Origin of the sequence: Pseudomonas sp. RIT-PI-o, assembly GCF_001297215.1 — a bacterium.
Taxonomy (GTDB): domain Bacteria; phylum Pseudomonadota; class Gammaproteobacteria; order Pseudomonadales; family Pseudomonadaceae; genus Aquipseudomonas; species Aquipseudomonas moraviensis_A.
The window spans coordinates 110,352-123,258 of the sequence record NZ_LHPA01000037.1 but is presented as its reverse complement, the minus strand read 5'-3'; the positions used below and the strand labels follow the sequence as shown (position 1 = coordinate 123,258).

Genomic DNA, 12,907 nt, shown 5'->3' with positions numbered 1-12,907 from the left:
TTGTAGATTCGAATTACTCGGCTTGTGAGCTTTGGGCCACAGCGGCCGGCGGGGTCCAGATCACATCCTTGATGCTCAACGGCTTGGGAATCAGCTTGAGCTGGAAGAACGTGTCGGCGATTTTCTGTTGCGCGGCGACCACGTCCGGGGTCAGGAACAGCGCGCCATAGCCCTGGCGTTTCACCGAGGTCAGGGTGATGTCCGCCGGCAGGCCGAGCAGCGGCGCGACCTGCCGGGTCACGTCTTCAGGATTGGCTTTGGACCATTCACCAACCGCGCGCACTTCTTCGACGAGGGTCTTGATCACCTCGGGATTTTTCTGCGCGTAGGGTTTGGTCGCCAGATAGAACTGGTGGTTGTCGACGATGCCTTTGCCGTCGCGCAGGGTGTGCGCTTGCAGTTGTTGCTCGGCAGCGGCCTGGTACGGGTCCCAGATGACCCAGGCGTCGACACTGCCACGCTCGAACGCAGCGCGGGCATCGGCCGGTGGCAGGAACACCGTTTGAATGTCGCTGTACTTGAGGCCGGCGTCTTCCAGCGCACGCACCAGCAGGTAGTGGACGTTCGAGCCTTTGTTCAGGGCGACTTTCTTGCCCTTGAGATCGGCCACGGATTTGATCGGCGAGTCCTTCGGCACGAGGATCGCTTCGCTGTTCGGCGCTGGCGGTTCGTAGGCGACGTAGAGCAGATCAGCGCCAGCGGCCTGGGCGAAAACCGGTGGGGTTTCGCCGGTCACGCCGAAATCGATCGAGCCGACGTTGAGGCCTTCCAGCAGTTGTGGGCCGCCGGGGAATTCGGTCCATTGCACGTCGACGCCTTGCGCCGCCAGACGTTTTTCCAGGGTGCCTTTGGCTTTGAGCAGCACCAGCGTGCCGTACTTCTGATAACCGATCCGCAATGTCTCGGCTTGAGCTTGAGTGATGGCGCCGAAGGACACAGCCGCAGCAAACAGAGCGACCAGACCACGACGCAAAAATACAGTGCGCATAGCGCTCTCCTTTTTGCTGTTGGGTTTTGGCTGCACCTGCTTGCCCGTTGGCGGGCGAGTAAGGCCAGTACTTCAAATTCCGGTGAGGCTTAAATGCTCCAGCGAGCACTCAACAAACGTTCGTTCAACAGGCCCGGCTCCAGCGGTTTCGGCCGACGCGCCATGGCGCCGATGAACTGGTCCAGCGCCTCGTGCAAGCGTTGCTCCAGGGCCGGCGCCAGTTGCGCGGCGGCACTGCCTTCGCCGTAAGCGATCTGGCTGTCCTCGGCGAAAATACCCTGGAGCATTTCCTGGGCTTTGAGTGCCGACAGCACAGGCTTGAGGGCGTAATCGACCACCAGCATGTGGGCGATGCTGCCGCCGGTGGCCATCGGCAAGACAATCTTGTGGTTCAGGGCACGCTCGGGGAGCAGATCCAGCAGAGTCTTCAGCGCTCCGGAAAACGAGGCCTTGTACACCGGGGTGGCGATCAGCAGGCCATCGGCGTTTTCAATCTGTTGCAGCAGGTCGAGGACCTTCGGGCTGTCGAAGCGGGCGTGGAGAAGATCCTCGGCCGGGAAGTCCCGTACCTGATAACTCACCACTTCCACCCCTTGCTGTTGCAACCAGCGTTGCGAACGCTCCAGCAGCACTCCGGAACGGGAGCGCAGGCTGGGGCTGCCACCGAGTGAGACGACCAGCATTGCAGATTCCTTTAAGCGTTACAGGCGATTCGCAGGCTGCGATCTCGCTTCAATGGCAGTGACCTTACCAGCTGATTTATATATCCATAAATCATATTTATTCATTTGGTTATGCGTTTAAGAGATATGCCGCTGAGCAGAATCCAGGCGAAAAAAAAGGCCGTCGAAACGGCCGGAAATCCCCTGCTTTGTGGTTCCGGATTTTCGGTTGCCTGGGCTGGCGCCTTCGCGAGCAGGCTCACTCCTACAGGGAAACGCATTCCAAATGTAGGAGTGAGCCTGCTCGCGATGGCGCCAGCGGCTACTCCGCAGAAATCACTTGTTGGGTTGCGGCGTCAGGCGCAGGTAAGGCTTCACCGCGCGATAGCCTTTCGGGAAGCGCTGCTTGATCTCGTCTTCGTCCTTGAGCGACGGCACAATCACCACTTCTTCACCGTCCTGCCAGTTGGCCGGGGTGGCCACCTTGTAGTTGTCGGTGAGCTGCAGCGAGTCGATCACCCGCAGGATCTCGTGGAAGTTGCGCCCGGTGCTTGCCGGATAGGTGATGGTCAGGCGGATCTTCTTGTTCGGGTCGATCACGAACAGTGAACGCACGGTCAGGGTGTCGTTGGCATTCGGGTGGATCAGATCGTAGAGATCGGAGACCTTGCGATCGGCATCGGCGAGGATCGGGAAATTGACGATAGTGTTCTGGGTTTCGTTGATGTCTTCGATCCACTTGTGGTGCGAGTCCACCGGGTCGACCGACAGCGCGATGGCTTTTACGCCGCGCTGGCTGAATTCATCCTTGAGCTTGGCGGTGAAACCCAGCTCCGTGGTGCACACCGGGGTGAAATCCGCCGGATGGGAAAACAGCACGCCCCAGCTGTCGCCCAGCCATTCGTGGAAACGAATCTTGCCGGCGCTGGAATCCTGTTCGAAATCGGGGGCGATGTCGCCGAGTCTGAGGCTCATGGTGCTGCTCCTGATGAGGGATGGGAGACAACAACTGTAGCTCGGGATCGATCAGTGTGAAAAAGAATAAATAACTAGATATCTAGATCATTAATGAATATTAAACATCTGTTCATTGGACACTGGCCCGCATCGCGACGAACATCGCACGCAAGGTTCGAGAAGGCCTTGAGTTGCAGCAAAGAGGGAATCGAGAAGGGCTTACGGGGGTGAGCCTGACTCGAAACGCAAAAGCCCCGTCCGGCGCGATGCCGGACGGGGCTTTTTTTGTCTGCGAATCGAGCCGCGTGATTACAGCAGCGGGATCGAGTAGCTGACGATCAGGCGGTTTTCGTCCTGCGAACGGGTGTTCGGCAGGTCGGTGCGCCATACAGCGTTTTTCCACATCAGGCCGACGTTCTTGAACGGGCCTTCCGGTACTACGTAACCGATGGTGAAGTCGCGTTCCCACTCGGAGCGGTTCGAAGCGTTTTCACGGCCGTTGGTACCAACGGTGTCGATGCTGTCGCCTTTGAGGTAGACCACACCCGCCGTCAGGCCAGGTACGCCGACCTTGGCGAAGTCATAGGAGTAGCGAGCCTGCCAGGTTTTCTCACCGGCGCGGCCGAACTTCTGAATCTGCATGTCGGTGATGGTGTAGTTCGACGAACCGTCACCCTGGTTCAGCCAAGGGAAGTCGCTGCTGCCGTTGGAAACCTGGTAACCGCCACCGAAGGTGTGACCGGCAACGGTGTACAGGAACAGGCCGCTGTACAGGTTGTTGTCGACTTCACCGCGGCCGTTACGGAAACCGGTGTAGTTACCCGAACTGTAGTAAGCCGAGTCAGTACCGTTCTTGCCGTCATCGGAACTGTTGAAGTAACGCAGATCGGATTTCAACACGCCCGGGCCGATCGACCAGTTGTGCACCAGACCGAGGAAGTGCTGCTTGTAGAAATCTTCCAGGTTGCCGTAGTAGTACTGGGCAGTCAGGTCTTTGGTGATCTTGTAGTCACCACCGGCGTAGATGAACTTGTTGCTGTCACGGAAAGCCGTGCCACGGGAGTTGGCACCACCGATCGAGAGGTTTTCGTTGTTGCTGGAGTTACGACCTTTTACCGCTTCGATCTGACCGCCGACCAGGGTCAGGTCCTTGATCTCGCCGGAAGTGATCTGGCCACCCTGCCAGGTTTGTGGCAGCAGACGACCGTCGTTGGTCACGATCACCGGCAGTTTTGGCTGCAGGGTACCGAGCTTCAGTTCAGTCTGGGAGATCTTGGCTTTGGCAGTCAGGCCCAGGCTGGAGAAGTTGTCCACGGCCTTGCCGTTGGACTCGCTCGGGAACACGGTGCCGCCGTAAGCGGTACCGCTGTTGCCGTTGGTGCCGCCGCCCGAATCAAGACGGATGCCCAGCAGGCCGATGGCGTCGAGACCGAAACCTACGGTGCCTTGGGTGTAACCGGAGATGAAACGCAGATCGAAGCCCTGGCCCCATTCTTCGTTCTTGTTGGCGCCAGCGCCGTCACGGTTGTCAGTGTTGATGTAGAAGTTGCGCAGACCCAGAGTAGCCTTGCTATCTTCGATGAAACCGGCGGCGCCTGCCTGCTGCGCCATAACCCCAACGGCCACAGCCAGGGCCAAGGTGGACTTGTTCATGTATCGCTCCTCTCGTTCTAATTCTTGTGTTCCTGGTTCGGGGTCGATTTGCCCTGAATCCTAAGATTCGCGATTAGCGCCAGACCGTGACTGCCAAGTCAATCGTAACCTTGTGTGTCTACGACCATCGTCTAATCGCTAGTGATTTGGTCCCTGCAGCGTAAAGACTTCCTGATAATCCCAAAAAGAATTTATTCATTCTTTTTCATACCATTCGGGTATATGGCCCATTAATGGCCATCCGCGCCGGGAAACAGCGTATCGGCGCCTAAGCTCATTCCTAAATGGTATTTGTTGACCTTTTTTTAGATCGATTAGCTTTGCCGTACTCCCAACACGGCAAATCCCATCGAAAAGGCGACGCATCATGGCGAAACGCGCACTATCAAGTCAATTTGTTACAGTTTGTGTGTCGGCACTGTTTTGTTTTTCCGCACAGGCCGCCGGTCTGACTGTCGGCTACCAGACCGGCATCGATCCCAGCAAAGTGCCACAGGCCGACGGCGTCTATGAAAAAACCATTGGCGAGAAGATCGACTGGCGGCGCTTCAACAGCGGCCCGGAAGTAGTGACAGCCATCGCCTCCGGCGACGTGCAGATCGGCAACCTCGGCTCGAGCCCTTTGGCTGCGGCGGCGTCACGTAATCTGCCGATTGTGGCGTTCATCGTTTCGGCGCAGATCAACGCCGCCGAAGCTTTGGTGGTGCGCAACGGCAGCGGCATCGACAAGCCGCAGGATCTGGTCGGCAAGACCATCGCCACGCCGTTCGTATCGACCTCGCACTACAGTCTCCTCGGGGCGCTGAAGCACTGGGGCCTGAATACTTCGCAAGTCAAAGTGGTCAATCTGCAACCGGCGGAAATCGCCGCCGCGTGGAAGCGTGGCGACATTGACGGGGCGTTTGTCTGGTCTCCGGCGCTGGGCGAGATTCGCAAGACAGGCAAGACCCTGACCGACGCCGCACAAGTCGGCCAGTGGGGTGCGCCGACATTCGAGGTGTGGGTCGCGCGCAAGGATTTTGCCGAGAAGCATCCCGAGGTCGTGGCGAAATTCGCCAAGGTCACCCTGGACTCCTTCGCTGATTACGCCGCGCACAAGGACGGCTGGACAGCCGACTCGGTGCCTGTGCAGAAAATCGCCAAACTGACTGGTGCCAACGCGGCGGATGTGCCGGAACTGCTGGCCGGTTCGGCATTCCCGGATGCCAAGGCGCAGCAAACCACGGCGCTGCTGGACGGCGGCACCGCGAAGGCAATTGCTGAAACGGCGAAATTCCTGAAAGAACAGGGCAAGGTCGAGACGGTGCTGCCGGATTACTCGCCTTACGTCAGCGCGAAATTCATCACCCAGTAAAAAGCTTCGCGAGCAGGTCGAATCGTCGCACCGTCGCTCCCACACTGGAATGCGCTTTCCTGTGGGAGCGACGGTGCGACACGGTTTTACAGAGTTTTTTCGAAAATCTTCGAATTGCGCTGATAGTTGTACAGCGACGCCCGCGCCGCTGGCAGGCGTTCGACGCTGCTCGGCTCGAACCCGCGCTCACGGAACCAGTGCGCAGTGCGGGTGGTGAGCACGAACAGGGTTTTCAAACCCTGCGCCCGCGCCCGGGTTTCGATGCGCTCAAGCAATTCGTCGCCGCGGCCGCCATGGCGGTATTCCGGATTCACCGCCAGACACGCCAGCTCGCCCGCATCGGAATCGGCAATCTGATACAGCGCCGCACAAGCAATGATCATCCCTTCACGCTCGACCACGCTGAACTGCTCGATCTCACGCTCCAGCACTTCACGGGAGCGACGCACCAGAATGCCCTGCTCTTCCAGCGGACTGATCAGGTCGAGCAGGCCGCCGACGTCTTCAATCGCTGCCTCGCGCACCAGCTCGAATTGCTCTTGCGCGACCAGCGTACCGCCACCGTCACGGGTGAACAGTTCGGTCAGCAGCGCGCCGTCTTCGGCGTAACTGACGATATGGCTGCGCGCCACGCCGCCACGGCAGGCCTCGGCGGCGGCATCGAGCAACTCCGCTTGATAGTTGCTCATGCCCAGGCGCTGCAGATGCGCCGGCACCTGTTGAGGGCGCAGTTCGCGCACCAGTTTGCCGTTCTCGTCGATCAGGCCGAGCTCGGCGCCGAACAACAGCAGCTTGTCCGCGCCCAGATCAATCGCGGCGCGGGTGGCGACGTCTTCGCAAGCAAGGTTGAAGATTTCGCCGGTCGGCGAGTAGCCCAACGGCGACAGCAGCACGATCGAACGCTCGTCGAGCAGGCGGTTGATGCCCTTGCGGTCGACCCGACGCACTTCGCCGGTGTGGTGATAGTCGACGCCCTCCAGCACGCCGATCGGCCGCGCCGTGACGAGGTTGCCGCTGGCCACGCGCAAGCGTGAGCCCTGCATCGGCGAAGAGGCCATGTCCATCGACAGCCGCGCTTCGATGGCGATACGCAAATGGCCGACCGCATCGATCACACATTCCAGAGTCGCGGCATCGGTGATGCGCATGCCGTGATGGTAATGCGGGGTCAGGCCACGGGCGGCGAGGCGGGTTTCGATCTGCGGGCGCGAACCGTGCACCAGCACCAGACGCACGCCGAGGCTGTGCAGCAAGACCAGGTCGTGGACGATATTGCCGAAATTCGGATGCTCGACGCCGTCGCCGGGAAGCATGACGACGAAGGTGCAATCGCGGTGGGCATTGATGTAGGGAGACGCGTGGCGGAGCCAATTGACGTATTCGGGCATGAACCTGGGCCTGTAATAAAGAGCAGCCGAAAAAAGGGGCGAAACGAAAAACGCACAGCGGGCTGATGGTTATCGTCGGAACAGGCTTGGCGACACGCGCGCTCTCCTCATGAATACGGGTTGGGGTGCAGGCAATTTAGCGGGTTCGGTCAGACAAAACACAACTCCCCTGTAGGAGTGAGCCTGCTCGCGATAGCGGAATTTCAGTCAATATCTTCGGTGACTGACTCACCGCTATCGCGAGCAGGCTCACTCCTACAGGTACAGCATTCACTCACACAAGTTTGTCCGGGCTCAGGCAGTAATGTTCAATCAACTGCCGAATCAGATGCACGGTAGGCTGCAAACGTGACATTTCAAGGTACTCGCCCGGTTGATGCGCGCAGGCGATGTCGCCGGGGCCAAGCACGATGGTTTCGCAGCCGAGGCGCTGAAGATAAGGCGCTTCGGTGCCGAACGCTACTGCTTCGGCACGATGACCGGTGAGCTTTTCGGCGATGCGCACCAGTTCGGCATCCTCGGCCTGCTCGAACGGCGGCACTTCCGGGAACAGCGGTTTGTAATCGATTTTCACCTTGTGCCGCTCGGCCACCGGGTTGAGCTTGCGCAAAATTTCCGCACGCAGCACGTTCGGGTCCATGCCCGGCAGCGGCCGCAGGTCGAATTCCAGCGAACACTGGCCGCAGATGCGATTGGGGTTGTCGCCACCATGAATGCAGCCGAAGTTCATCGTCGGTTGCGGCACGCTGAATTGCGCATTGCTGAATTCACGCTGCCACAACAGGCGCAGGCCGCGCAGTTCGCCGATGGCATCGTGCATCGCTTCAAGGGCGCTGTGGCCCAGGCGCGGATCCGAGGAATGACCGCTCTGCCCGAGGATGTCGATGCGCTCCATCATGATGCCTTTGTGCATGCGGATCGGCTTGAGCCCGGTCGGCTCGCCGATCACTGCCGCGCGGCCCAGCGGTTGCCCGGCCTCGGCCAGCGCGCGGGCGCCGGACATCGAGCTTTCTTCGTCGCAGGTGGCGAGAATCAGCAGCGGTTGTTTGAACGGTTGCTCGAGCAGCGGCTGCACGGCTTCGATGATCAGCGCGAAGAAGCCCTTCATGTCGCAACTGCCCAGCCCTACCCAGCGGCCATCGACTTCGGTGAGCTTCAGCGGGTCGGTCTGCCACAACGCGTCGTCATAGGGCACCGTGTCGCTGTGCCCGGCCAGCACCAGGCCGCCGGGACCACTGCCAAAACTGGCGAGCAGATTGAATTTGCCGGGGCTGACCTGCTGGATATCGCAGCTGAAACCCAGGTCACCCAGCCACCCCGCCAGCAGATCGATGACGGCGCGGTTGGATTGATCGAGGCTCGGTTGGGTACAGCTGACCGATGGCGCGGCAATCAGCGCGGCGAACTGGTCTTGCATGGACGGCAATGGCATCACTGACTCCAGGTCCCGGATTGAGGCCCACTATAGAACCATCCGGCGCGCGGAATAAACCGCCGCAGGGCGTAGGAAGTTTGACTCCTGTACACTGCACGGCCTTGGCAGCCACACATTCCCCCGGCTGCGCTCCCGATTCTGGATGTTCCGGCCATGCAAAAAGAAACCGAAATCAAACTCCGCGTCAGCCGCGAAACCCTCGCTGCCCTGCGCGAGCACCCGCTGCTGAAGAAGCGCAACAAAAGTGGCTGGGAACGCCGTGAGTTGATGAATCAGTATTTCGACACCCCCGAGCGCGATCTGGCCCAGGCCAAAGTCGCCCTGCGCCTGCGCAAGGACGGTGACGAAGTGATTCAGACCCTCAAGACCCGTGGCCAGAGCGTCGCCGGTCTGTCCGAGCGTAACGAGTACGACTGGAAGCTCCCGAAAGCCAAGCTCGACGTGAAGAAACTCGACGGCGAATGCTGGCCCGAGGCGCTGGCCGAGCTGGACAAGAAAACCCTCAAGCCGATCTTTACCACTGATTTCGTCCGCGAGCGCGCTGAAATCGCCTGGGGCCGTGGCAAGACCAAAGTGGTCATCGAGGCGGCGCTGGATCTCGGTCACGTGGTGGTCGGCAAGCAGAAGGAAGAGATCTGCGAACTGGAACTGGAGCTGCGCGAAGGCGAGCCCGCCGCGCTGTTGGAACTGGCTGCTGAACTGGCCGAGACCCTGGCACTGATGCCGTGCGACATCAGCAAGGCCGAGCGCGGTTATCGCCTGCACGACGCCAACAGCTACTCGCTGAGCCTGCCAGCGCCGCAGCTGACCACCGAAACCCGTCTCGACGACGCCTTCGCCGCGCTGAGCTGGCACCTGCTCGGCAGCAGCCAGCGTCTGGCCGAACAATATCGCTTCAACGGCCACTGGCGCCTGCTGCAGGACTGGGTCGAGAACCTCGCGGAAATGCGCGCCCTGCTCAGCAGCCTCGGTCAAGCGGCACCGCGTCAGTCGACCCACGACCTGCGCGTCGCCCTTGATGCCTTGCTGGAAGACTGGCGCCCGCTGGTGCAGGTCGGCATCGAAGACGAAGACGTGCGCAAAGCCGCGCCTGAGCAGTTCCTCGAAGAGCTGGAAGACCCGCGCTGGGGTCAGTTCTCGCTGAACGCCTCGCGCTGGCTGCTGGCCCGTACCTGGACCGCCGACCGCAACACTCGAGGCAACCGTCAGGGGGACGCGCAACTGCACAGCTGGTTGCCGCGTCTGCTGGGCGAAGAAGCCACCGCTCTGCAGTTGCAGCGCTACCAGCAGCAGCCGGAAGATCTCGCCGAGCAACTGCCGCGCATCGAGCGCATTCAGGTCTGGCTGCACCATGCACGCAACGTGCTGGATATCCCGGAAATGGATCGCCTCTACGGTGAACTGAACAAACTGGCGCAACTGGCCAACGAGCCGACCATCACCGACGAACTGCTCGATGCACGCAAGCATCAGGCGATTGCGGTGTACCAGAACCGCGCCTGGAAGATCCTCCTGCGCATGTAACACGTTGTGGCGAGGGAGCTTGCTCCCGCTGGGCTGCGAAGCGGCCCCGAAACCTGCGTCCGCAGGAACAGGGAGTCCTCCGGCCTCCAGCGGGAGCAAGCTCCCTCGCCACAATTGCTATCAGACCGGGAGGCTCGTGGTGGACTTGATCTCCGACAGCGCCACGATCGAATTCACTTCCTGTATCCCCGGCACCAGCGACAGCTTCTCGAAGAAGAACCGCTCGTACGCCTCGATGTCCGCCGCAACGATGCGCAACATGAAGTCCACGGCACCCATCAGCACATAACACTCCAGCACTTCCGGAAAGCCGCGAATCGCCTCGGTGAATTCGGTGAAGTTCGACCGGCCGTGGGCGTTGAGTTTGATCTCGGCGAAGATCTGCGTGTTCAGGCCGATCTTCTTGCGATCCAGCAAGGTCACCTGCCCGCGAATGATGCCCTCCTCCTTCATCCGCTGAATCCGCCGCCAGCACGGCGATTGCGACAGGCCCACCTGCTCGGCGATCTGCGCGCTCGACAGCGAAGCGTCTTGCTGCAGCAAGGCGAGAATCTTGCGATCGTAGCCATCCAGCTCGCTGTGCATAAAAAATCCTCAAAGATCAGCTTTCACGAATCATCGATTTCGATAAATCCCGTCAAGCGCCGATCATAGCCAAGAAATACCCCGCGCCGAATGTAAAAATTTCTCCAGTACCTTTGGAGACTCGCCATGCCGCACCTTGAAGCCGTGAACAGCCCCGCCACCCGCGCCGATGTCTGGAACATCAGTAACGCGCACTGCCTGGCGCAATACCAAATCCTCGCCGAGGCCGAGCCCGATCTGCTGGTGCGGGTATTGAATCTGTTCGCCTTGCAGTTCCTGACGCCGGAGCAGGTCAACGTGCAGCGCCAAGACGATCTGCTGTCGATCGATCTGCTGATGAGCGGCCTGAGCTGGCATCGCGCGCAGGTGATCGCGGAAAAACTGCGCAACCTGATCAGCGTCTGCTCGGTGGATCTGCACAACGTCGACGCGGCATGGCAGGCGCCCGTGCAAGCCGCCGGCTGACAGATCCGGCAACGGCTTCGTCGGGTAGTGGCCCAACGGTCAGCAGCGCCACGACTATCCTTTTGGGCATGACGCTTAAAAAGGAAAGCCACATGTCCGTTCAATTTGTCACTCAGGACCGCTGGCTGGACCTCAACGATGTACTGCGTGAACTGGTTGCCCAAGGCTTCATCTGCCAGGACGCGGCGGAACAGGCGCTCAATGCCCGCCGTCGCCATGCTGCTCACGGGCAGATGCATCCGCTGGAGTTCATCGCCAGCCAACAACTCGACGACCTCAGCCGGCCAGGCAAATATCTGGATCTGGAAAGCCTGACCCTGTGGCTGGCACAACAGGCCGGCCAGCCGTACTTGCGCATCGATCCGTTGAAAATCAACGTCGCAGCGATCACACCGCTGATGTCCTATGCCTTCGCGCAACGGCACAGGATTCTCGCCGTCGCCGTGGACCGTGATGCGGTGACCGTGGCCAGCGCCCAGCCTTACGTCAACGGATGGGAAGCCGATCTGACCCACGTATTGAAGTTGCCGATCAAACGGGTCGTGGCCAACCCGGTGGATATCCAGCGCTTCAGCGTCGAGTTCTTTCGTCTGGCCAAATCGGTCAGCGGCGCCAGCAATGCCGACGCGCAGGGCGGCAATCTCGGCAACTTCGAACAACTGCTCAATCTCGGCGCCAGCGATCAGGAGCCGGACGCCAACGACGCGCACATCGTCAACATCGTCGACTGGCTGTTCCAGTACGCCTTCCAGCAGCGCGCCAGTGACATCCACATCGAACCGCGCCGCGAGCACGGCACCGTGCGCTTTCGCATCGCCGGCGTGCTGCACAACGTCCATCAATTCCCGCCGCAGGTGACCATGGCAATTGTCAGTCGCCTGAAAAGCCTCGGTCGCATGAACGTCGCGGAAAAGCGCAAACCCCAGGACGGCCGGGTCAAGACCAAGACCCCGGATGGCGGCGAAGTGGAATTGCGTCTGTCGACCCTGCCGACGGCGTTCGGCGAAAAAATGGTCATGCGGATTTTCGACCCGGAAGTGCTGCTGAAGAATTTCGACCAGTTGGGTTTCAGCGCCGACGACCTGCGGCGCTGGCAGGACATGACCCGCCAGCCCAACGGCATCATTCTGGTCACCGGGCCGACCGGTTCGGGCAAGACCACCACCCTCTACACCACGCTGAAAAAACTGGCGACGCCGGAGGTCAACCTCTGCACCATCGAAGACCCGATCGAAATGGTCGAGCCGGCCTTCAATCAGATGCAGGTGCAGCACAACATCGAACTGAGCTTCGCCTCCGGGGTGCGCGCGCTGATGCGACAGGACCCGGACATCATCATGATCGGCGAGATCCGCGATCTGGAAACCGCGGAAATGGCGATTCAGGCCGCGCTCACCGGGCACTTGGTTCTGTCGACGCTGCACACCAACGATGCGCCAAGCGCCATCAGCCGTTTGCTCGAGCTCGGCGTGCCGCATTACCTGATCAAGGCGACCGTGCTGGGGGTCATGGCCCAGCGGCTGGTGCGCACGTTGTGCCCGCACTGCAAGGCGCCGCTGACGCTCGAAGAGGAAGATTGGCAAACCCTGACCCGGCCATGGCAGGCGCCGCTGCCGAGCCATGCGCAACGGGCGATCGGTTGCCTGGAATGCCGCGACACCGGCTATCGCGGCCGCGCCGGGGTCTACGAAATCATGCAACTGAGCGACAGCCTGAAAGCGCTGATCACCCCGGACACCGACCTCACCGCGATTCGGCGCCAGGCCTTCAAGGAAGGCATGCGCAGCTTGCGCCTGTCCGGCGCGCAGAAGGTCGCGGCGGGCCTGACCACGGTGGAGGAAGTGCTGCGGGTGACGCCACAAAGTGAGTTGAAATAAGTCGCCACGGAACTGGATC

The 12,907-nt window shown here is 60.6% G+C and carries 11 protein-coding genes; 4 read left to right on the top strand and 7 right to left on the bottom strand.

Going from position 1 to position 12,907, the window contains the following annotated elements; translation table 11 throughout:
- Positions 1–13 precede the first annotated feature (13 nt).
- The 4 genes from AEQ63_RS21735 to AEQ63_RS21720 form a co-directional block, all read right to left on the bottom strand.
- Complete coding sequence (locus AEQ63_RS21735) at positions 14–988, bottom strand: sulfonate ABC transporter substrate-binding protein (RefSeq protein ID WP_064364697.1); 975 nt, start codon at positions 986–988, stop codon at positions 14–16.
- Positions 989–1,077: 89 nt separating this feature from the next.
- Positions 1,078–1,671, bottom strand: a complete 594-nt coding sequence (gene ssuE, locus AEQ63_RS21730; protein WP_042607062.1) for an NADPH-dependent FMN reductase — start codon at positions 1,669–1,671, stop codon at positions 1,078–1,080.
- A gap of 315 nt (positions 1,672–1,986) precedes the next feature.
- The gene (locus AEQ63_RS21725; protein WP_024014725.1) at positions 1,987–2,625 is read right to left on the bottom strand and encodes a peroxiredoxin; all 639 of its coding nucleotides are present in this window, start codon (positions 2,623–2,625) and stop codon (positions 1,987–1,989) included.
- Positions 2,626–2,916: 291 nt separating this feature from the next.
- Positions 2,917–4,260, bottom strand: a complete 1,344-nt coding sequence (locus tag AEQ63_RS21720; protein WP_064364696.1) for an OprD family porin — start codon at positions 4,258–4,260, stop codon at positions 2,917–2,919.
- Between the two features lie 364 nt (positions 4,261–4,624).
- Here AEQ63_RS21720 and tauA point away from each other — a divergent pair, with 364 nt between their 5' ends.
- Positions 4,625–5,614, top strand: a complete 990-nt coding sequence (gene tauA / locus AEQ63_RS21715; protein ID WP_152972404.1) for a taurine ABC transporter substrate-binding protein — start codon at positions 4,625–4,627, stop codon at positions 5,612–5,614.
- A gap of 86 nt (positions 5,615–5,700) precedes the next feature.
- Here the strand turns inward: tauA and argA are convergent, their stop codons facing one another.
- Complete coding sequence (gene argA, locus AEQ63_RS21710; RefSeq protein WP_064364694.1) at positions 5,701–7,002, bottom strand: amino-acid N-acetyltransferase; 1,302 nt, start codon at positions 7,000–7,002, stop codon at positions 5,701–5,703.
- A 274-nt stretch (positions 7,003–7,276) separates the two neighbouring features.
- Positions 7,277–8,434: an acetylornithine deacetylase gene (gene argE, locus AEQ63_RS21705; protein ID WP_064364693.1), complete on the bottom strand. Its 1,158-nt coding sequence runs from the start codon at positions 8,432–8,434 to the stop codon at positions 7,277–7,279.
- A gap of 156 nt (positions 8,435–8,590) precedes the next feature.
- Here argE and AEQ63_RS21700 point away from each other — a divergent pair, with 156 nt between their 5' ends.
- A complete protein-coding gene (locus AEQ63_RS21700; protein WP_039757448.1) occupies positions 8,591–9,961 on the top strand; it encodes a CYTH domain-containing protein in 1,371 nt (456 codons plus the stop codon).
- A gap of 120 nt (positions 9,962–10,081) precedes the next feature.
- Here the strand turns inward: AEQ63_RS21700 and AEQ63_RS21695 are convergent, their stop codons facing one another.
- Positions 10,082–10,546, bottom strand: coding sequence for an Lrp/AsnC family transcriptional regulator (locus AEQ63_RS21695; RefSeq protein WP_042607067.1), 465 nt, complete (start codon positions 10,544–10,546; stop codon positions 10,082–10,084).
- A 126-nt stretch (positions 10,547–10,672) separates the two neighbouring features.
- Here AEQ63_RS21695 and AEQ63_RS21690 point away from each other — a divergent pair, with 126 nt between their 5' ends.
- Positions 10,673–11,011 (top strand): hypothetical protein, encoded by a 339-nt coding sequence (locus AEQ63_RS21690; protein WP_064364692.1) that lies wholly within the window; start codon positions 10,673–10,675, stop codon positions 11,009–11,011.
- A 92-nt stretch (positions 11,012–11,103) separates the two neighbouring features.
- Positions 11,104–12,888: a GspE/PulE family protein gene (locus AEQ63_RS21685; RefSeq protein ID WP_064364691.1), complete on the top strand. Its 1,785-nt coding sequence runs from the start codon at positions 11,104–11,106 to the stop codon at positions 12,886–12,888.
- The last annotated feature ends 19 nt before the right edge of the window (positions 12,889–12,907 follow it).

Excerpts from the sequence above, each read along its gene's own strand:
- ssuE (WP_042607062.1), bottom strand. The coding sequence starts at position 1,671 with ATGCTGGTCGTCTCACTCGGTGGCAGCCCCAGCCTGCGCTCCCGTTCC.
- AEQ63_RS21685 (WP_064364691.1), top strand. The coding sequence starts at position 11,104 with ATGTCCGTTCAATTTGTCACTCAGGACCGCTGGCTGGACCTCAACGAT.
- AEQ63_RS21720 (WP_064364696.1), bottom strand. The coding sequence starts at position 4,260 with ATGAACAAGTCCACCTTGGCCCTGGCTGTGGCCGTTGGGGTTATGGCG.
- AEQ63_RS21735 (WP_064364697.1), bottom strand. The coding sequence starts at position 988 with ATGCGCACTGTATTTTTGCGTCGTGGTCTGGTCGCTCTGTTTGCTGCG.
- AEQ63_RS21690 (WP_064364692.1), top strand. The coding sequence starts at position 10,673 with ATGCCGCACCTTGAAGCCGTGAACAGCCCCGCCACCCGCGCCGATGTC.
- AEQ63_RS21700 (WP_039757448.1), top strand. The coding sequence starts at position 8,591 with ATGCAAAAAGAAACCGAAATCAAACTCCGCGTCAGCCGCGAAACCCTC.
- argA (WP_064364694.1), bottom strand. The coding sequence starts at position 7,002 with ATGCCCGAATACGTCAATTGGCTCCGCCACGCGTCTCCCTACATCAAT.
- argE (WP_064364693.1), bottom strand. The coding sequence starts at position 8,434 with ATGCCATTGCCGTCCATGCAAGACCAGTTCGCCGCGCTGATTGCCGCG.
- AEQ63_RS21725 (WP_024014725.1), bottom strand. The coding sequence starts at position 2,625 with ATGAGCCTCAGACTCGGCGACATCGCCCCCGATTTCGAACAGGATTCC.
- AEQ63_RS21695 (WP_042607067.1), bottom strand. The coding sequence starts at position 10,546 with ATGCACAGCGAGCTGGATGGCTACGATCGCAAGATTCTCGCCTTGCTG.